Below are 18,870 nucleotides of genomic sequence, written 5' to 3' on the forward strand. Positions count from 1 at the left end.
GCTCCCGTATGCGCGGTCACCGTGGGTCAGTCCTCGTCCAGGCCCTCCGCGATGCGGCGCTCGCGCAGCTCCTTGATCGCCTGGCGGCGGGCGAGGCGGTGCGTGCGGCGGATCTGGGCCTCCTGGTAGCGGCGCTCGTCCTGCTCCGTCTCCGGGATCACCGGCGGGACCGTGCGGGGCTTGCCGTCGGAGTCCACCGCCGTGAAGACGAGGTAGGCGCTGCCGACCTGGGTGGCGGGGGTGGACTCGTTCCACCGCTCCGCCAGGACCCGTACGCCGATCTCCATCGAGGAGCGGCCGGTCCAGTTGACCTGCGCCCGGACGTGCACCAGGTCGCCGACGCGGACCGGGGCGAGGAAGGCCATCTCGTCCATGGAGGCGGTGACGGCGGCCCCGCCGGAGTGACGCCCGGCCACGGCGCCGGCCGCGTCGTCCACCAGCTTCATGATCACACCGCCGTGCACGGTGCCGAGGAGGTTGGTGTCGGCCGCGGTCATGATGTGGCTGAGGGTGGTCCGGGACGCCGAGATCGGCTTCCCCTCCGGTGCGTCCGGTATCTGTGTCATGCAGCCACCTTAAGTGCGTCTCCGAGGCATCAGGTGTGCAACAGCCCCGGTACGAAGACCCCACCGGGGTGTCCCGGGGCGCTCCCGGCCGGGCATCCTTGTGCGCATGAGTGACTGGGACGGCTTCGGCGGGGAGCGCGACGCGCGCGGCCGACGTGATGACGGGTACGGACGCGGCAGCGGGCAGGCGCAGCCGCAGGGGCCGCAGCGGATGCGCCACGTGCAGCGGCAGCCGCAGGCCCCGCAGCCTCCCCGGTCCCAGCCCCGTCCCGCCCAGGGCCCCGCCCGGCCCTCCGTTCCGCCGCAGGCCCCGCCGCCCGGCGCGCGGCCCGGCCCCGGCTACGGGGTGCCGCCGCAGCAGACGCAGGGTCCCGACGCGGCGTACGACAGCGGCTACAACACCGGCCAGGTCTACGGCCGCCCTTCGGGCCCCGGACGTCCCTCCGGTCCCTCCGGTCCCGGGCGTCCCGGCGGACCGGGCGGACCGGGCGGCCCCGGCGGTCCGGTCCGGCCGGCCGGTCCCGCGCCGGACTGGCGCAAGCGGATCAAGATCGGTTCGATCGCGATCGTCTCCGTACTCCTGGTGACCACGATCGGCACCTACTTCTGGGCCGACTCCAAGGTCCGCCGCGAGGTCGACCTGTCCAAGGTCATCGAGCGGCCGAAGGAAGGCGACTGCACGACCTACCTCATCGTGGGCTCCGACAGCCGCGAGGGCATGTCCGACGAGGAGAAGAAGAAGCTCCACACGGGCTCCGCCGAGGGCAAGCGCACCGACTCGATGATGATCCTGGCCAAGTGCTCCAGCGGGAACACCATGGTCTCGCTGCCGCGCGACTCCGACGTGGAGATCCCCTCGTTCGTCGGCTCGCAGTCGGGCAAGAAGTACGCCGGCACCGGCAAGCGGACCAAGCTCAACGCCGCGTACGCCGACGACGGCCCGGAGCTGCTGGTCCGGACGATCGAGTTCAACACCGGCCTGCGCATCGACCACTACGCCGAGATCGGCTTCGCCGGCTTCGCGAACATCGTCGACGCGCTCGGCGGCGTGGAGCTGAACATCGAACAGGGCTTCAAGGACGAGAAGTCCGGCGCCGACTTCAAGGCGGGCAAGCAGACCCTCAACGGCGAGCAGTCCCTGGCCTTCGTCCGCACCCGCTACGCCTTCGCCGAGTCGGACCTGCAACGGACGAAGAACCAGCAGAAGTTCCTGGCCGCGCTCGCCTCCCAGGCCGCCACCCCGGGCACCGTCCTCAACCCCTTCTCCCTCTACCCGGTGCTGGGCGCCGGCCTGGACACCCTCATCGTCGACAAGGACATGTCCCTGTGGGACATGGGCCAGATGTTCTTCGCCATGAAGGGCATCAACAGCGGTGAGGGCGTGTCGATGAACATGCCGATCTCCGGGCAGCGGGGCGGCAACCTCCTGTGGGACAAGCCGAAGGTCCAGCAGCTGGTCAAGGAGATCCAGAACGACCAGAAGGTCACCGTCAGGGGGCAGTGAGCCGGAAGCGAGGCCGGCAGTGAAATGAAGCACTCGTTCCGCGGAGCGCTGGACAGTCCGGTGAGTTCTTCGTAAGACTGGGCCGCCTTTTGCACGCCTGCTCTGGAGCGTAGATGTCTTTGCCAGCGGCCCCGCCCGAACTCGGCGACCTGAGGCGGGACGGAGCCCAAGCGACAGCCCTCGTGGAGCAGCGGCGCAACCCGGCCTCCGCCCCCAAGCCCCGGCTGCGGATCCTGGACGGCCTGCGGATCGTGGCGGCCGTGGTGGTGCTCAGCGCCCACTACGTGCACCCCGTGATCTGGGGCAGCCGCGAGAACAAGGAGCTGTTCGGCCCGCTGGCCACGGTCTCGCGCTACGGCTGGCTCGGCGTCGAGCTGTTCTTCATGATCAGCGGCTTCGTCATCTGCATGTCCGCCTGGGGCCGGCCGCTGGGCAGCTACCTGCGCAGCCGTGTCGTACGGCTCGGTCCGGCGTACTGGTTCTGCGCCCTGGTGACCGGCACCGTCATGGTGCTCTACGCGCAGGCCTACGGTGGCAGCCATCCCACGCCCAGTCAGATCCTGACCAATCTGACGATGGTGCAGATGCCGCTGAACAACCCCTCGCTCGACCCCTCCTACTGGACCCTGTGGTCGGAGGCCCGGTTCTACCTGATCTTCGCGATCGTCGCCTGGAAGGGCCTGACGTACCGCCGGGTCATGAACTTCTGCTGGATCTGGACCGTCGTCTCGATCCTCGCGCCGACCTCCGGCCTGCCGGTGCTGGAGGCGGTGGCGAACCAGACCTACTCGCCGCTGTTCATCTCCGGCATCTGCTTCTACCTGATCCGCCGCGAGGGCGCCCGCGTCGGCGAGCCCTGGATCCTGCTGGCCCTGTCCTGGCTGCTGATGCAGCGCTACATGACCGACATCCACGGCTGGAACACCCGCGCCGGCGACAAGCTGTCCTGGGCCGTGTGCGTCGCCGTGGTCACCTTCTTCTACCTCGTGATGGCCGCGGTCGCGCTGGGCCTGCTGGACCGGATCAACTGGCGCTGGCTGTCGGTGGCGGGCGCGATGTCCTACCCCCTGTACCTGCTGCACCAGCAGGTGGGTGTGACGCTGATGGAGCACTGGGCGGGCGACGTCCACCCCTACGTGCTCATCCTGTCGATGACCGGCTCGATGCTGCTGGCGTCCTGGCTGGTCGTGCGGTTCGTGGAACGGCCCGGCTCGGCGGCGCTCAAGCGCATGCTGGAACGGCGCCCCGCCAGGGCCTGAGGGCCGCCGGGCACGCGGAAGGGGCACCCCCGAGGGGGTGCCCCTTCCGCATGTCCTCGTGGCGGATCAGCGCCCGGCGCGGGCGCGGAGCTTCCACGGCATCGCGATGGACTCCAGCTGCACGGCCAGGTTCATCTTCGACTCGCCGACGGTACGGTCCTCGAAGTGGATCGGGACCTCCATCACCTGGAAACCGCGGCGCAGCGCCTTGTACTTCATCTCCACCTGGAAGCTGTAGCCGGCGCTGCCGATCGACGCAAGGTCGATGGCCTTCAGCGCGCCCGCGCTCCACAGGTTGAACCCGCCCGTGATGTCACGGACACGGGTGCCCAGGATGGTGCTCGCGTACGCGTTGGCCCAGCGGGAGAGCAGCTTGCGGTGCGCGCCCCAGGCGTCGGACAGGGTGCCGCCCGGCACGTAGCGGGAGCCCACGACCAGGCCGGCGCCGGTGGAGCGGGCCACGCCCAGCATCTCGGCGATCTTGCCGGCCGGGTGGGAGCCGTCCGCGTCCATCTGGAGCACGTACTCGGCGCCCTCCTCGACGGCCTTGGCCATGCCGGCCGCGTAGGCGCGGCCGAGGCCGTCCTTCGCGGTGCGGTGCAGGACCGACATGCGCGGCTTGCCCTCCTCGGTGAGGTAGCCCTCCGCGAGCTCGTCGGCGATCTTGCCGGTGCCGTCGGGCGAGGAGTCGTCGACGATCAGCAGGCGCAGGCCCGGCTGGTCGAGACCCATCAGCAGTTCCACCATGCCCGGGAGGTTGCCCGCCTCGTTGTAGGTCGGCATGACCACGGTGAGGGGGGTGTGCGCCCAGGTGTCGGGGAGCTTGGTGGTGGCAACGTCGGTCTTGCGGGGAGTCTGCTGCTCGCCTATCACAGGGTTATGCCTCACTGAGTTGGTCACCGGTCGGAGGAGAAACGGACGGCTGCGTCGGGCAGTTCCGCCTCGCACCACACCCGCACCCCTGCGCGAAGTTCGTTGTCGGCCCCCACGACGGCACCGTCACCGATGACGGCACCGGTCACGACCGTGCGCGAACCCACCGAGGCGCCGGCGCCGATGAGGCTGGCGTTCACCACCGTGTCCGCGCCGAGGACCGCGCCGTCCAGCACGATGGAACCCTGGACGACAGCGCCCGATTCGATCCGGGCGCCGGCACCCACCACGGTACCGCCCGTCAGCTTCGCGCCTTCCGACACCTGGGCACCGGGCAGGACGAGGGCCTCGCCGCGGGGGCCGGGGACGGCCGGGGAGGAGACGACCCCGCGCACGAGGTCGGCGGAAGCCTGGACGAAGGACTCCGGCTTGCCGAGGTCCAGCCAGTAGGTGTCCTCGGTCACGCCGTGCAGCTTGGCACCGGAGGCGAGGAGGCCGGGGAAGGTCTCGCGCTCGACGGATACCGGCCGGCCGGCCGGAATGGAGTCGATCACGCTGCGGCGGAAGACGTAGCAGCCGGCGTTGATCTGGTCCGTGATGATCTCTTCGGGGGTCTCGGGCTTCTCGGTGAAGGCCAGCACCCGGCCGTCGGGGTCGGTGGGGACCAGGCCGAAGGCGCGGGGGTCCTCGACGCGCACGAGGTGGAGGGAGACGTCGGCGTCGGCCGCCCGGTGGGACTCGACCAGGCCGGCGATGTCGAGGCCGGTCAGGATGTCGCCGTTGAAGACGAGCACGGGCGAGTCCGGGCCGCCGGTCAGGCGCTGGGCGGCGTTGCGGATGGCACCGCCGGTGCCGAGGGGCTCGTCCTCGACGACGTACTCGAGGCTGATGCCGAAGTCGGATCCGTCGCCGAAGTAGGGCTCGAAGACCTCGGCGAGGTAGCAGGTGGCCATCACGATGTGCGTGACACCGGCGGCAGCGGCCCTGGCGATCTGGTGGGCGAGGAACGGGACGCCCGCTGCCGGAACCATCGGCTTGGGGGTGTTCACCGTCACGGGGCGCAGACGCGTCCCCTGCCCGCCGACCAGCAGGATCGCTTCCGTCATTTTGTTCTCTCCCCAACCGGTTCAGGCGTACGAAGCTTCAAAGTTAGCCCATCCGGCACAGTGCGACGCCCGGCGGAGGCCCGCCCGGGCCGCCTCCGGCAACGTTCCGGTTACGGCCGGTTCCGCACGCTGCGGCCGCCGGCGCCCCGGCCTGTCCCCCCTATAGGGGCGGCCCGCGCCACCCCCGGGGGGAGACCCCCTGCTCAGCCCCGGAACCCCGCCCACCACATCCGTCCGCACCCCGCAACCCCGGCACCCGCCGGCCCGTGGCCCGATCCACCGGCACCGCACCGCCCACCAGCACGGACACCCCGGCCGGACCGGCCCGCTGGATCGGAATCGTTACAAAGGAACCCTTCGCATCCACCGCCCCGACGCCGTCGGGCCCGCGGACGGCGCAAGCGCGACAAGGCCCTCGGCTGGGTGCCGGGGCCTTGTCGTGTGCGGGAGCGGGTCGGTCCGCGCGACGCCTTACGGCAGGTTGCGGGCCATGACGATGCGCTGGACCTGGTTCGTGCCCTCGTAGATCTGCGTGATCTTCGCGTCGCGCATCATGCGCTCGACCGGGTAGTCGCGGGTGTAGCCGTAGCCGCCGAGGAGCTGGACGGCGTCGGTGGTGACCTCCATCGCGACGTCCGAGGCGAAGCACTTGGCCGCGGCGCCGAAGAACGTCAGGTCGCTGTCGACGCGTTCGGACTTGGCCGCCGCGGCGTAGGTCAGCTGGCGGGCGGCCTCGATCTTCATGGCCATGTCCGCGAGCATGAACTGGACGCCCTGGAAGTCGCCGATCGGCTTGCCGAACTGCTTGCGCTCCTGGACGTAGCCCTTCGCGTAGTCCAGGGCGCCCTGGGCGATGCCGAGGGCCTGGGCGGCGATGGTGATGCGGGTGTGGTCGAGGGTCTTCATCGCCGTGGCGAAGCCGGTGCCCTCGGCGCCGATCATGCGGTCGGCGGGGATGCGCACGTTGTCGAGGTAGACCTCGCGCGTCGGGGAGCCCTTGATGCCGAGCTTCTTCTCCGGGGCGCCGAAGGAGACGCCCTCGTCCGACTTCTCGACGACGAAGGCCGAGATGCCCTTGGAGCGCTTCTCGGGGTCGGTGACGGCCATGACCGTGTAGTAGTCGGAGACGCCCGCGTTGGTGATCCAGCGCTTGACGCCGTTGAGCACCCAGAAGTCGCCGTCGCGGACCGCGCGGGTCTTCATGCCGGCCGCGTCGGAGCCCGCGTCGGGCTCGGAGAGGCAGTAGGAGAACATCGCGTCGCCCTTGGCCAGCGGGCCGAGGTACTTGGCCTTGAGCTCCTCGGAGCCGGAGAGGATCACCGGGAGGGAGCCGAGCTTGTTCACGGCCGGGATCAGGGAGGAGGAGGCGCAGACGCGGGCCACCTCCTCGATCACGATGACCGTGGCGAGGGCGTCGGCGCCGGCGCCGCCGTAGGTCTCGGGCACGTGGACGGCGTGCAGGTCGTTGGCGACGAGGGCGTCGAGGGCCTCCTGCGGGAAGCGGGCCTCCTCGTCGACCGCGGCCGCGAACGGGAGGATCTTCGCCTCGCAGAGCGCGCGGACGGACTCGCGGAGCATGTCGTGCTCCTCGGCCGGGCGGTACAGGTCGAAGTCGGCAGAACCCGCCAAGATCAGTCACTCCCCAGGATGACGCGCCGTAGGGCGCTGACAGCCGTGTGTCGCTGGCAGGCGCGCGGCGCGGGATGCTAACTACCGTTAAGTAACCCAAATTCTAGTTCCCGGCGCCCGTGCAGCGATATGCAGCGCGTACGTGAGCTGCGTGACAGCCGGGTACTCCTGGGAACGTCCCCCGGGACCGGCCCGACTATGCTCGGGGGCCGCAAACGGCCCCGCACCTCTGGAGCATCCATGGCCCCCCTCAAGATCACCGTGATCGGCACCGGCTACTTGGGCGCCACGCACGCCGCGGCCATGGCGGAGCTCGGCTTCGAGGTGCTGGGGCTGGACGTGGTGCCGGAGAAGATCGAGATGCTGGCCTCGGGCCGGGTCCCGATGTACGAGCCCGGGCTGGAGGAGCTGCTGGCCCGGCACGTGGCCGGGCTGCCGGGGGCCACCGGGCGGCTGCGCTTCACGCAGTCGTGGGAGGAGGTCGGGGAGTTCGGCGACGTGCACTTCGTGTGCGTGAACACCCCGCAGAAGCACGGCGAGTACGCGTGCGACATGTCGTACGTGGACTCGGCCGTGGAGTCGCTGGCCCCGCACCTGACGCGGTCCGCGCTGGTGGTGGGGAAGTCCACCGTGCCCGTGGGGTCGGCCGAGCGGCTCGCCGCGAAGCTCGCCGCGCTGGCCCCGGCGGGCGCGGACGTGGAGCTGGCGTGGAACCCGGAGTTCCTGCGCGAGGGCTTCGCCGTGCAGGACACCCTGCACCCCGACCGGATCGTGATCGGCGTGCGGGGGGAGCGCGGGGAGAAGCTGCTGCGGGAGGTGTACGCGACGCCCATGGCGGAGGGCACCCCGCTGGTGGTGACCGACTTCCCGACGGCCGAGCTGGTCAAGACCGCCGCCAACTCCTTCCTCGCCACGAAGATCTCCTTCATCAACGCCATGGCCGAGGTCTGCGAGGCCGCCGGCGGTGACGTCGTCAAGCTCGCCGAGGCCATCGGTTACGACGAGCGGATCGGCGCCAAGTTCCTGCGCGCCGGCATCGGCTTCGGCGGCGGCTGTCTGCCCAAGGACATCCGCGCCTTCATGGCCCGGGCCGGCGAGCTCGGCGCCGACCAGGCGCTGACCTTCCTCAGGGAGGTCGACTCCATCAACATGCGACGCCGCGGCCACATGGTCGAGCTGGCGCGCGAGGCGGTGGGCGGGTCCTTCCTGGGCAAGCGGGTGGCGGTGCTCGGCGCCACGTTCAAGCCGGACTCGGACGACGTGCGCGACTCCCCCGCGCTGAACGTCGCCGGGCAGATCCACCTCCAGGGCGGCCAGGTCACGGTCTACGACCCCAAGGGCATGGACAACGCCCGCCGGGTCTTCCCCACCCTCGGCTACGCGGACTCGGCGCTGGCCGCCGCCCGCGGCGCGGAGGTCGTGCTGCACCTCACCGAGTGGCGCGAGTTCCGCGAGCTCGACCCCGCCGAGCTGGGGTCCGTCGTCACGGACCGGCTGATCCTCGACGGGCGCAACGCCCTCGACCCGCTGCGCTGGCGGGGCGCCGGGTGGACCTACCGGGCCATGGGACGCCCGCAGGCATAAGGGGCTTCCGGGCCCCCCGCGGGCCGGCCGGGGCGTACTTCGGTACCCACTTTTGAAGGTTCTCAGTCAAAGAAGCGGAATGAACGACTGGGTAGACTCGGGGCCGATGACCACGACCAGCAGCCCCGCAGTCCAGCCCACGGCGCCCTCGAAGACGGCGCCCGCCACGCGTGACCGGCGGGGATCCTTCGAAGCGGCCATGCGAGGACGCGGCGCCCTGCTGGGCATCGCGGTCTTCTGGCTGGCCACCAGGGCGGCGATGCTCTGGACGCTCGTCCACGACGTCGGGCACTCCACCAACACCCGGGTGGAGGTCTCCGTGACCTACCACAACTGGTACAACGTCCTGGTCCACTGGACGATGCCGCACAACGACGTCATGTGGCAGTACCCGCCGGCGGCCGCGGCGGTCTTCCTCTCCCCGGACCTGCTGCCGTTCCTCACCTACTTCCAGGCCTTCGTCGCCCTGACGGTGCTCTGCGACGCCGTCATCCTGCTCGGCCTCCTGAGGGCGGCGCGGCGCGACGACGGCAGCATGGCCGGTGCGGTGATGTGGCTGGTGGCGCTGCCGCTGATGATGGCGACCCCGTTCGCCCGTTACGACATCCACGTCACCCTGTTCGCGGTCTTCGCGCTGCTCTGCATGCGCAACCGGCCCCGGCTCGGCGGGGTCGTCGCCGGTATCGGGGCGATGGTCAAGGTGTGGCCGCTGCTGACGCTGCTCGGCGTCCCCCGCGGCAAGTCCACGCGTGACGCGATCGTCGCGGCGGCGCTGTCCTGCGCGGCGCTGCTGGGCGTGTTCGCGCTGCTGTTCAAGGACACGCTCGGGTTCCTGGGCAACCAGGGCAACCGCGGTGTGCAGGTCGAGTCGCTGGGCGGTTCGGCGCTGATGGCGGCGAAGCTGGTGCACCTGTGGCCCGGCAAGACCAACTTCCAGTTCGGGGCGTTCGAGTACGTCGGCCCGTACGTGTCGAGCGTCGCGCGGGCCTCGGTGGGCCTGACGGTGATCGGATTCCTGCTGCTCCTGCTGTGGCGGGTGAAGGCCAACCGCTGGTCGAGCGCGACGCCCTTCGACGCCGCGCTCTGCGCGATCCTGGTCTTCACGGTCACCAGCCGCGTGATCAGCCCGCAGTACATGATCTGGCTGCTGGGTCTCGGGGCGGTCTGCCTGACCTCGAAGCACAGCACCCAGCGGCCGGTCGCCTGGCTGCTGGTCGCCACCACCGCGCTGACCACCCTGGTCTTCCCCGTCTTCTACGACGCGGAGGTCCTGACCACCAGCACGCTGGGCACGGTCCTACTCTGCTCCCGCAATGCCCTGCTGCTGTTCGCGACGGTGTGGTCCGGCGTCCGGCTGTGGAAGGCGACCGTCCTGCCGAAGGCGGAGCTCTAGCCGGGGGCGCCCTTGTGCTGGGCGGCGCGGGCGGTGAACTCCGCCTCGCGCAGCACCCGCTGGGCGTTGCCCCAGGTGAGCAGGGCGAGGTCGGCTTCCGACCAGCCGCGTTCCAGTAGTTCCGCGATCAGCCGCGGGTAGCCCGAGGGGTCGGTGAGTCCGGCCGGCCTCGGGCTTCCCTGTTCGGAGCCGAAGGCGGCGCCGAGGCCGACGCCGTCGGGGCCCGCGAGGGCGCGTACGTGTTCGACGTGGTCGGCCACGGCGTGCAGGGAGTCGCCGGTGCGTTCGGAGTCGAAGGTGACCATCGCCAGCCCGCCGGCCGCGCGCAGGGCGAGGAGGACCTCGTCGGTGGCGTTGTCCGGGTGCGGGTTGAGGGAGGCGGCGCCGGTGTTCGAGATGATCGCGGGTGCCTTGGAGGCGGCCGCGAGCTGGCAGGCGGCGGCGGGCGGGCAGCCCGTCAGGTCGATCAGCATCGCGAGCCGGTTCGCCTCCTTGACCACCTCGTGGCCGAAGGCCGTCAGGCCCTCGTCGGCCCAGGGGGCCCCGGCGGGCGCGAGCAGACGTACGCCGAGGGCATGGAAGGCGCGCAGGGCGCCGAGGGAGCCGGTGAGGGTGCTGCCGGGGACGGGGCCGAGGAACGAGGCGATCTGGCCGCGGTTGCGGGCGTCGGCCATGTCGTCGGCGGTCAGGGCGAGGTACAGGGTGTCGGCGTAGCGGCGCATCAGGGCGCGTGCGGCGTCGATCTGTTCGAGGGTCTCGCACACGGCCTGGGCGCAGGAGTCCGCGCGGGGCGGGCCGGGGGGTACGAGGAGGGTCCAGAACTGGGCGCCCACGCCCCCGGCGCGCAGCCGGGGGATGTCGGTGTCGACCTCGGTGTCCGGGGTGTCGATGTCGTGGTACGGGCTCTGGCGCAGGGTCCAGACGAGGGTGTTGCAGCCGTCGGCCACGGGATGGACGGCGAGCAGCGCGGCCGCGCGGTCCAGTGATCCGCCCGCCGCCAGGGGGGCGGTGACGGGGACGTCTTCGGCTCCGACACCCACGGAGTGGGGTTCATCCTGCAGGTCGGCCATGGCATTCGCTCCGGTCTCGGCGGCAGCAGGGAGATATGGGGCCACCGTGACATGCGGGGTGAGGGTGGCGCCCGGCGAATGCGGCGTTCGGGTGTACGGCGGTACGGGACAGGGCCGGGGCCGGGGTGTACGGCGGTACGGGACAGGGGCGGGGCCGGGTGTTCCCGGTCCCGCCCCTGTGCGCGGTCTCCCCTGCGGGTGCGGCTAGAGCACCGCGTTGGAGGGGCCGCGGGTGGCCGAGAGGTCCCGGGCGACCGCTTCGGCGTCGCGCAGCGCCCGTACGGCGTTGGACCAGGTCAGCTTGGCCAGGTCGGCCCGGGACCAGCCGCGGTGCAGGAGCTCCGCGATCAGGTTCGGGTAGCCGGAGACGTCGTCGAGCCCGGCCGGGGTGAAGGCCGTGCCGTCGAAGTCGCCGCCGATGCCGATGTGGTCGACGCCGGCGACCTCGCGCATGTGGTCGAGGTGGTCGGCGACGGTGGCGGCGGTGGCCACGGGGCGGGGGCGGCCGGCTTCGAAGGCCCGGTGGAGGGCCATCGCCTCGGGGGTGGTGTCGAGGTGGTGGAAGCCGTGGGCGCGCAGGTTCTCGTCCGCGGCGAGGGTCCACTCGACGGCGGCCGGGAGGATGAACTTCGGCACGAAGGTGGCCATCGCGACGCCGCCGTTGGCGGGCAGCTGGGCCAGCACGTCGTCGGGGACGTTGCGCGGGTGGTCGCAGACCGCCCGGGCCGAGGAGTGCGAGAAGATCACCGGCGCGGCCGAGACGGCGAGCGCGTCGCGCATGGTGGTGTCGGCGACGTGCGAGAGGTCGACGAGCATGCCGATGCGGTTCATCTCGCGCACCACCTCGCGGCCGAAGTCCGCGAGGCCGCCGTGGCGGGGTGCGTCGGTCGCCGAGTCCGCCCAGTCGATGGTGTCGTTGTGGGTGAGCGTCATGTACCGCACGCCCAGCCGGTGCAGGGCGCGCAGGGTGGCGAGCGAGTTGTTGATGGAGTGGCCGCCCTCGGCACCCGTCAGCGAGGCGATCCGGCCGTCGGCGCGGGCCGCCTCCATGTCGTCCGCCGTCAGGGCCCGCACCAGGTCCCCGGGGTAACGGGCGATCAGCTGCCCGACGGCGTCGATCTGCTCCAGGGTGGCGCTGACGGCCTCGTCGCCCGCGAAGTCGGAGCGGACGTAGACCGACCAGAACTGCGCGCCGACCCCGCCGGCGCGCAGCCGGGGGATGTCGGTGTGCAGGTGGGCCGACTGGTCGCCGGCGATGTCGCGCCGGGCGAGGTCGTAGCGCACCTGCTCGCGGAGGGCCCAGGGCAGGTCGTTGTGGCCGTCGACGACCGGGTGCTCGGCGAGGAGCTCCCGGGCCCGCGCGAGCAGGTCCGCCGCGCTCACTTGCCGAACCCGAAGGATTCCGCGCCCGCCACCTTGGCGCGCAGCCGCTTGCCCTTCTCTGTGGCCTGGTCGTTGAGCTCCTGCTGGAACTCCCGCATCCGCCCGAGCAGCTCGGGGTCGTGCGCGGCGAGCATGCGCACGGCGAGCAGGCCGGCGTTGCGGGCGCCGGCGACGGAGACGGTGGCGACGGGAACCCCGGCGGGCATCTGGACGATCGACAGGAGCGAGTCCATGCCGTCGAGGTACTTCAGCGGGACCGGCACGCCGATGACGGGCAGCGGGGTGACGGAGGCGAGCATGCCGGGCAGGTGGGCTGCCCCGCCCGCACCGGCGATGATCGCCTTCAGGCCCCGCTCGGCGGCGTGCTCGCCGTAGGCGACCATCTCGCGCGGCATCCGGTGGGCGGAGACGACGTCGACCTCGTAGGGGATCTCGAACTCGTCCAGCGCCTGGGCGGCGGCCTCCATGACCGGCCAGTCGGAGTCCGAGCCCATGACGATGCCCACGACGGGGGAAGTGCTCATTCGGTGATCGTTCCTCTGAGGTAGCCGGCTGCGTGGCGTGCGCGTTCCAGCACATCGTCCAGGTCGTCGCCGTAGGTGTTGACGTGGCCGACCTTGCGGCCGTGTTTCACGTCCTTGCCGTACATGTGGATCTTCACCTGCGGGTCGTGGGCCATGCAGTGCAGGTACGCCGCGTACATGTCGGGGTAGTCCCCGCCGAGGACGTTCGCCATCACGGTCCAGCGGGCCCGGGGGCGCGGGTCGCCCAGGGGGAGGTCCAGGACCGCGCGCACGTGGTTGGCGAACTGGGAGGTGACCGCGCCGTCCTGGGTCCAGTGGCCGCTGTTGTGCGGGCGCATGGCCAGTTCGTTGACGAGGATGCGGCCGTCGGTGGTCTCGAACAGCTCCACGGCCAGGTGGCCGGTCACGTCGAGTTCCTTGGCGATGCGCAGGGCCAGGGCCTGGGCCTCGCCCGCGAGGGCTTCGGAGAGGTTGGGGGCGGGGGCGATCACCGTGTCGCACACGCCGTCGACCTGGATGGACTCGACGACGGGGTAGGCCACGGCCTGGCCGTGCGGGGAGCGGACGATGTTGGCCGCGAGTTCGCGGACGTAGTCCACCTTCTCCTCCGCGAGGACCGGGACGCCCGCCTTGAACGGGGCCTCCGCGTCCTCGGGCGTGCGGACGAACCACACGCCCTTGCCGTCGTACCCGCCGCGCACCGTCTTGAGGATGACGGGGAAGCCGCCGACCTCTTCCGCGAAGGCCGCCGCGTCCGCCGGATCGCTCACGATCCGGTGGCGGGGGCTGGGCGCGCCGATCTCGTCGAGCCTGGCGCGCATCACCCCCTTGTCCTGGGCGTGCACCAACGCGTCGGGCCCCGGCCGGACGGGGATGCCGTCCGACTCCAGGGCCCGGAGGTGCTCGGTGGGTACGTGCTCGTGATCGAAGGTGATCACGTCGCAGCCGCGCGCGAAGGCGCGCAACGTGTCCAGGTCGCGATAGTCGCCGATGACGACGTCGTTCACGACCAGGGCCGCCGAGTCCTGGGGGGTGTCACTGAGGATCTTGAATCTGATGCCGAGGGGGATGCCCGCCTCGTGGGTCATGCGGGCGAGCTGACCGCCGCCGACCATGCCGACTACCGGGAACGTCACGCCTCCAGGGTATCCGCCGGTATTCCGCCATACGGACGCAGGCCTGGCGCGGACTCGCCGGTGGGGCCCGGAGGCCTTGTGTGCGTTGCGTCGCACGGGGTGCCGAGGCGCGGCGGGGCCCCCGGGGCGACACTTAACATGGTGGGGTTGACGAGATCGGGTGACACGCCCGGCGGGCGCTGACGGCCCACCCCGCGGACCCTCCCGCGGCCCACCCGGGACTCACACGACGACTGACAGGGACTGAACCATCACATGAGCACCCCGAACGCAGTACCGCTGTCCGAGCGCTTCCGAGGCCTGGCCCGGGAGGTCGTCAAGTTCGGCGCGGTCGGCGGCGCGGGCGTCCTGGTGAACTTCGGCGTCTTCAACCTGCTGCGCGCCACCACGGACCTGCAGACGGTCCGCGCGAACGTGATAGCCATCGTGGTCGCCATCATCACGAACTACGTGGGGTTCCGCTACTTCACCTACCGTGACCGCGACCTGGGCAGCCGGCGCCGCGAGATGATCCTCTTCGTGCTGTTCAGCGTGATCGGCATGGTCATCGAGAGCGGCGTGCTCTACGTCGCCACGTACGGCTTCGGGCTGGACAGCTCGCTGCAGAACAACGTCTCCAAGTTCTTCGGCATGGCGGTGGCGACGGTCTTCCGGTTCTGGTCGTACCGGACGTGGGTCTTCAAGGCCCTGCCGACGGACGCTGCGCCCTCGCTGGTCGTCGAGCAGCGTGACGGGCAGGAGCCGGCGCCCGTGGCCCCCCGCACCCCGGAGCCGGCGGGCAACCAGGGCTGAGGCCTACCTGACCGTCCGCTCCGGCTCCGCGCGCGGGGGCGCGGTGCGGCTGAGGAAGAGCGCGAACACCGGCGGCTGACTCTGGAGGAGCTCCAGGCGGCCGCCGTCCGCTTCCGCGAGGTCCCGGGCGACGGCGAGGCCGATGCCGGTGGAGTTGCGGCCGCTGATGGCCCGCTCGAAGATCCGGTTGCCGAGGTCGGGCGGGACGCCGGGGCCCTCGTCGGTGACCTCGATGACGGCCTGGTTGCCGGTGACGCGGGTGCGCAGGGCGACGGTGCCGCCGCCGTGCATGAGTGCGTTCTCCACGAGGGTGGCCAGGACCTGGGAGACCGCGCCGGGGGTGCCGACGGCCCGCATGCCGGTCTTGCCGGAGCGGACGATGGCCCGGCCGGCGCTGCGGTAGGCCGGGCGCCACTCCTCCAGCTGCTGCTTGACGACCTCGTCGAGGTCGAAGGGGACGGCGGAGCCGGTGCGGGGGTCGCGCGAGTTCGTCAGCAGCCGCTCCACCACGTCCGTGAGCCGTTCCACCTGGGTGAGGGCGATGCTCGCCTCCTCGCGGACGGTCTCCAGGTCGTCCGTGACGGTGATCTCCTCCAGCCGCATCGACAGGGCCGTCAGCGGGGTGCGCAGCTGGTGGGAGGCGTCGGCGGCGAGGCGGCGTTCGGCGGTGAGCATCCGGCCGATGCGCTCCGCGCTGGCGTCGAGGACGTCGGCCACCCGGTCGAGCTCGGGGACCCCGTAGCGCTTGTGGCGGGGCCGGGGGTCGCCGGAGCCGAGGCGCTCGGCGGTCTCGGCGAGGTCGGTCAGCGGGGAGGCGAGCCGGTTGGCCTGGCGGACGGCGAGGAGCACGGCGGCGACGACGGCCAGCAGGGCGACGGCGCCGACCACGGCCAGGGTGCGCCCGACCTCGCGGGTGACGGTGGAGCGGGACTCCTCCACGACGACGACCTCGCCCTGTTCGCCGCGTGCGGTGCCCCGGATGACGTTGTCCTCGATGCGGTCGCCGACTTCGACCGTCGGCTGACCGGGGACGGAGATGCGGGCGTACGTGCCCATGTCCAGCTGTTCGGACAGCGAGCCGGGGTCCACCCGCCGGTGCTCCAGGGCGTCGGCCTCGACCACGCCCAGCAGGCGCAGCGCCTCGGAGCCGATGCGGTCCTGAGCGCTGCTGGTGATGGTCCGGGTCTCCACGATGACGAGGGAGACCCCGAACACGGCGATCACGACGAGGACCACGGCGAGGGTGGAGTTGATCAGACGGCGGCGCATGCCGTAGAGCATGCCCTAACGGACGAGCGCGCCCCGCCCCTCCGCGGGCCCCCCGGGTCAGCTCTTCTCGAAGCGGAAGCCGACTCCCCGGACGGTGGCGATGTAGCGGGGGTTGGCGGCGTCGTCGCCCAGCTTCTTGCGGAGCCAGGAGATGTGCATGTCGAGGGTCTTGGTGGAGGACCACCAGGTGGTGTCCCAGACCTCGCGCATCAGCTGGTCGCGGGTGACGACGCGGCCGGCGTCGCGGACCAGGACGCGCAGCAGGTCGAACTCCTTGGCGGTGAGCTGGAGCTCCTCCTCCCCCATCCAGGCGCGGTGGGACTCGACGTCGATGCGCACGCCGTGGGTGGCGGGGGCCTGGGCTGCGTCGTTGGCGCCGCGCCGCAGCAGGGCCCGTACGCGGGCCAGCAGCTCGGCGAGGCGGAAGGGCTTGGTCACGTAGTCGTCGGCGCCGGCGTCCAGGCCGACCACCGTGTCGACCTCGTCGGCCCGGGCGGTCAGGACCAGGATCGGGAAGCCGTGGCCCTCGGCCCGCAGCCGCCGGGCCACTTCCAGGCCGTCCATTCCGGGCAGTCCCAGGTCGAGGACGACGAGATCGACGCCGCCCTGCAGTCCGGCCTCCAGGGCGGTGGGGCCGTCCTCCCGGACCTCGACCTCGTAGCCCTCCCGGCGCAGGGCGCGGGCCAGGGGTTCCGAGATGGATGCGTCGTCCTCGGCGAGCAGTACACGCGTCATGTGGGTGATGGTAGTCCGCGGCGGGTCGAAGGAGGCGCCTGCCTGCGTACCCCTCTGGAACTGGGGTTATTGACTACTATCGGCCTTCGAACTTGACGTATCGGTTCCCGTCTTCCCTGTGATCCATATCTCAAGCCCTTCCATATGCATCGGTGCCCTGTCGTATGGTGGCGGAACGCCCGATGCACTATCGAGGGGACATCTGCGCTCAAATCCGAGCCAAGAACCTCAAATTCTGCTCTGGTCGGTCTCGTCCGGCCCAGATGACAGTGAATGACCTATGGGCCGGGCCCTGCGCGCGAGGATGCGCGGAGGGCGTGGATCCCGGTTACGGCTGCTCCGTCACCCCGTCACAGCGGGGAACGACACCCCAGGGCGTGGGGTAGGGGCATCCGTCGCCGGTGCCGGCCACCCCCCACCGGGCGCTGAACAGCTCACGAAGCCAAGCGTCCCGAGCAAGCAAGGATCGACCATGGCTTCCAGCCTGACGAAGGCCTCGCCGAGCGCAGCTCACGAGAAGACCTTCCTCGGCCACCCCGTTGGCCTGGCCACGCTGTTCATGACCGAGATGTGGGAGCGCTTCTCCTACTACGGCATGCGTGCGCTTCTCGTTCTGTACTTGGTCTCCGGCGGCGCTGACGCCGCGACCGGCAGCCAGGGCGGGGGTCTCGCCTTCACGGCCGCGACGGCCACGGCGATCTACTCGGTGTACGTCGCCATGGTCTACCTCATGGCCATGCCCGGCGGCTGGTTCGGTGACCGCGTCTGGGGCGCCCGCAAGACCGTCGCCATCGCCGGCGGCGTGATCATGGCGGGCCACGTCGCGCTGGCCGTCCCCGGCACGATCGCGTTCTTCGTGGGTCTGCTGCTGGTCGCGTTCGGCTCCGGTCTGCTGAAGGCCAACATCTCCACGATGGTGGGCCACCTCTACAAGGGCCTGGACGACTCGCGCCGCGACAGCGGTTTCACGATCTTCTACATCGGCATCAACGTGGGTGCCTTCGCGGCCCCGCTGGTGATCGGCACCATCGGCGAGACCGTCAGCTGGCACCTCGGCTTCCTGCTCGCCGCCATCGGCATGGGCGTGGGCCTGGCGGTCTACCTGCTCGCGGCCCGCACCCTGAACCCCGAGAGCAGCGTCGTCCCGAACCCGCTGACCCCGGCCGAGCGCAAGGCCGTGATCGTCAAGGTCCTCGCGGTCCTGGCCGTCGTCGCCGTCTTCTACACCGCGGTGGGCATGGCGGGCATGTTCACGATCAAGTGGGCGCTGTACCCGATCACCATCATCGGTCTGGTCATACCGGTCGCCGTCCTCGTGCGCATCAAGCGCGACAAGGACCTGTCGGCCGGCGAGCAGTCCAAGATGAGCGCCTACATCTGGTTCTTCGTGGCCGCCGCCGTGTTCTGGATGATCTACGACCAGGGCGGTTCGACCCTCTCGCTGTTCGGTGACAAGAACTCCCAGCGCAGCCTGCTCGGCTGGGAAGTCCCCACCGTCATCTTCCAGGCGCTGAACCCGCTCTTCGTGGTGGCGCTCGCCCCGGTCTTCGCCACCCTGTGGGTGGTCCTGGCCCGCCGGAACCGCGAGCCCAGCACCATCGTGAAGTTCTCGGGTGCCCTGGCCCTGGTCGGCGCCTCGTTCTTCATCTTCGCGCTGCCGCTGAACCAGACCGCGGGCAACGACACCAAGGTCACCATGTGGTGGCTGGTGCTGATCTTCCTGGTGCAGACCGTCGCCGAGCTCTGCCTGTCCCCGGTCGGCCTGTCGGTCACCACCAAGATGGCGCCGCAGAAGTACGCCTCCCAGATGATGGGCGTCTGGTTCCTCGCCGTCACCGCCGGTGACTGCGTGACCGGTCTGCTGGGTCTGGCCGACGTGAAGCTGAACGGCGTCGGTGTGATCCTCTTCCAGGCGGCCGCCGCCGTGGTCGCCGGTCTGGCGATCTACATGTACCGCAAGAAGGTCGACGCCCTGATGGGCGAGCTGAACTGACCCACCGCCCCGAGGGGTGACTGAAGGCCCGGCACACCGGATGGTGTGCCGGGC

16 protein-coding genes are annotated in these 18,870 nt (G+C 71.0%); 6 read left to right on the plus strand and 10 right to left on the minus strand.

The genetic code is table 11. The annotated features are described in order from the left end of the window. Positions 1-26: 26 nt before the first annotated feature. Complete coding sequence (locus tag B4U46_RS14265; protein WP_079427524.1) at positions 27-566, minus strand: acyl-CoA thioesterase; 540 nt, start codon at positions 564-566, stop codon at positions 27-29. Positions 567-672: 106 nt separating this feature from the next. Here B4U46_RS14265 and B4U46_RS14270 point away from each other — a divergent pair, with 106 nt between their 5' ends. Further along, positions 673-2,070, plus strand: coding sequence for an LCP family protein (locus B4U46_RS14270; protein WP_079427526.1), 1,398 nt, complete (start codon positions 673-675; stop codon positions 2,068-2,070). A gap of 113 nt (positions 2,071-2,183) precedes the next feature. Beyond that, positions 2,184-3,329, plus strand: coding sequence for an acyltransferase family protein (locus B4U46_RS14275; protein ID WP_079427528.1), 1,146 nt, complete (start codon positions 2,184-2,186; stop codon positions 3,327-3,329). Between the two features lie 66 nt (positions 3,330-3,395). On the opposite strand, the gene B4U46_RS14280 is transcribed toward B4U46_RS14275, so the two are convergent. The 3 genes from B4U46_RS14280 to B4U46_RS14290 form a co-directional block, all read right to left on the minus strand. Next, positions 3,396-4,202 carry a polyprenol monophosphomannose synthase gene (locus B4U46_RS14280; RefSeq protein WP_079427530.1) on the minus strand — a complete coding sequence of 269 codons (807 nt, stop codon included), beginning with the start codon at positions 4,200-4,202 and terminating at the stop codon, positions 3,396-3,398. A gap of 23 nt (positions 4,203-4,225) precedes the next feature. Then, positions 4,226-5,308 (minus strand): nucleotidyltransferase family protein, encoded by a 1,083-nt coding sequence (locus B4U46_RS14285; protein WP_079427532.1) that lies wholly within the window; start codon positions 5,306-5,308, stop codon positions 4,226-4,228. 471 nt (positions 5,309-5,779) lie between these two features. Next, entirely contained in the window at positions 5,780-6,937 is a 1,158-nt protein-coding gene (locus B4U46_RS14290) for an acyl-CoA dehydrogenase family protein (protein WP_042812866.1), read from the minus strand. Between the two features lie 240 nt (positions 6,938-7,177). On the opposite strand from B4U46_RS14290, the gene B4U46_RS14295 reads away from it, so the two are divergent. Together B4U46_RS14295 and B4U46_RS14300 are read left to right on the plus strand one after the other, a co-directional pair. Further along, positions 7,178-8,521, plus strand: coding sequence for a UDP-glucose dehydrogenase family protein (locus tag B4U46_RS14295; RefSeq protein WP_079427534.1), 1,344 nt, complete (start codon positions 7,178-7,180; stop codon positions 8,519-8,521). Positions 8,522-8,627: 106 nt separating this feature from the next. Next, complete coding sequence (locus B4U46_RS14300) at positions 8,628-9,914, plus strand: glycosyltransferase family 87 protein (protein WP_079427536.1); 1,287 nt, start codon at positions 8,628-8,630, stop codon at positions 9,912-9,914. Here B4U46_RS14300 and B4U46_RS14305 read toward each other — a convergent pair. The 4 genes from B4U46_RS14305 to B4U46_RS14320 all read right to left on the minus strand — a co-directional run bounded on the left by B4U46_RS14305 (position 9,911) and on the right by B4U46_RS14320 (position 14,027). Then, on the minus strand, positions 9,911-10,984 hold the full coding sequence (locus B4U46_RS14305) for a membrane dipeptidase (protein WP_079427538.1): 1,074 nt from the start codon (positions 10,982-10,984) through the stop codon (positions 9,911-9,913). The two genes, B4U46_RS14300 and B4U46_RS14305, sit on opposite strands and share 4 nt — an antisense overlap. Before the next feature lie 204 nt (positions 10,985-11,188). Further along, positions 11,189-12,367: a dipeptidase gene (locus B4U46_RS14310; RefSeq protein ID WP_079427540.1), complete on the minus strand. Its 1,179-nt coding sequence runs from the start codon at positions 12,365-12,367 to the stop codon at positions 11,189-11,191. Next, positions 12,364-12,891 (minus strand): 5-(carboxyamino)imidazole ribonucleotide mutase, encoded by a 528-nt coding sequence (purE, locus tag B4U46_RS14315; RefSeq protein ID WP_079427542.1) that lies wholly within the window; start codon positions 12,889-12,891, stop codon positions 12,364-12,366. The genes B4U46_RS14310 and purE overlap by 4 nt, the downstream gene beginning before the upstream one ends. Beyond that, positions 12,888-14,027, minus strand: coding sequence for a 5-(carboxyamino)imidazole ribonucleotide synthase (locus B4U46_RS14320; protein ID WP_079427544.1), 1,140 nt, complete (start codon positions 14,025-14,027; stop codon positions 12,888-12,890). Before B4U46_RS14320 ends, purE begins: the two co-directional genes overlap by 4 nt. A gap of 255 nt (positions 14,028-14,282) precedes the next feature. Here B4U46_RS14320 and B4U46_RS14325 point away from each other — a divergent pair, with 255 nt between their 5' ends. After that, positions 14,283-14,819 (plus strand): GtrA family protein, encoded by a 537-nt coding sequence (locus B4U46_RS14325; protein WP_079427546.1) that lies wholly within the window; start codon positions 14,283-14,285, stop codon positions 14,817-14,819. Positions 14,820-14,822: 3 nt separating this feature from the next. Here the strand turns inward: B4U46_RS14325 and B4U46_RS14330 are convergent, their stop codons facing one another. Next, complete coding sequence (locus tag B4U46_RS14330; RefSeq protein WP_079431754.1) at positions 14,823-16,088, minus strand: ATP-binding protein; 1,266 nt, start codon at positions 16,086-16,088, stop codon at positions 14,823-14,825. 57 nt (positions 16,089-16,145) lie between these two features. Further along, entirely contained in the window at positions 16,146-16,823 is a 678-nt protein-coding gene (locus B4U46_RS14335; protein WP_042812873.1) for a response regulator transcription factor, read from the minus strand. Between the two features lie 472 nt (positions 16,824-17,295). Between B4U46_RS14335 and B4U46_RS14340 the strand changes: the two genes are divergently transcribed. Continuing rightward, the gene (locus tag B4U46_RS14340; protein WP_079427548.1) at positions 17,296-18,816 is read left to right on the plus strand and encodes a peptide MFS transporter; all 1,521 of its coding nucleotides are present in this window, start codon (positions 17,296-17,298) and stop codon (positions 18,814-18,816) included. Positions 18,817-18,870: the final 54 nt, after the last annotated feature.

Source organism: Streptomyces katrae (assembly GCF_002028425.1).
Lineage (GTDB): Bacteria > Actinomycetota > Actinomycetes > Streptomycetales > Streptomycetaceae > Streptomyces > Streptomyces katrae_A.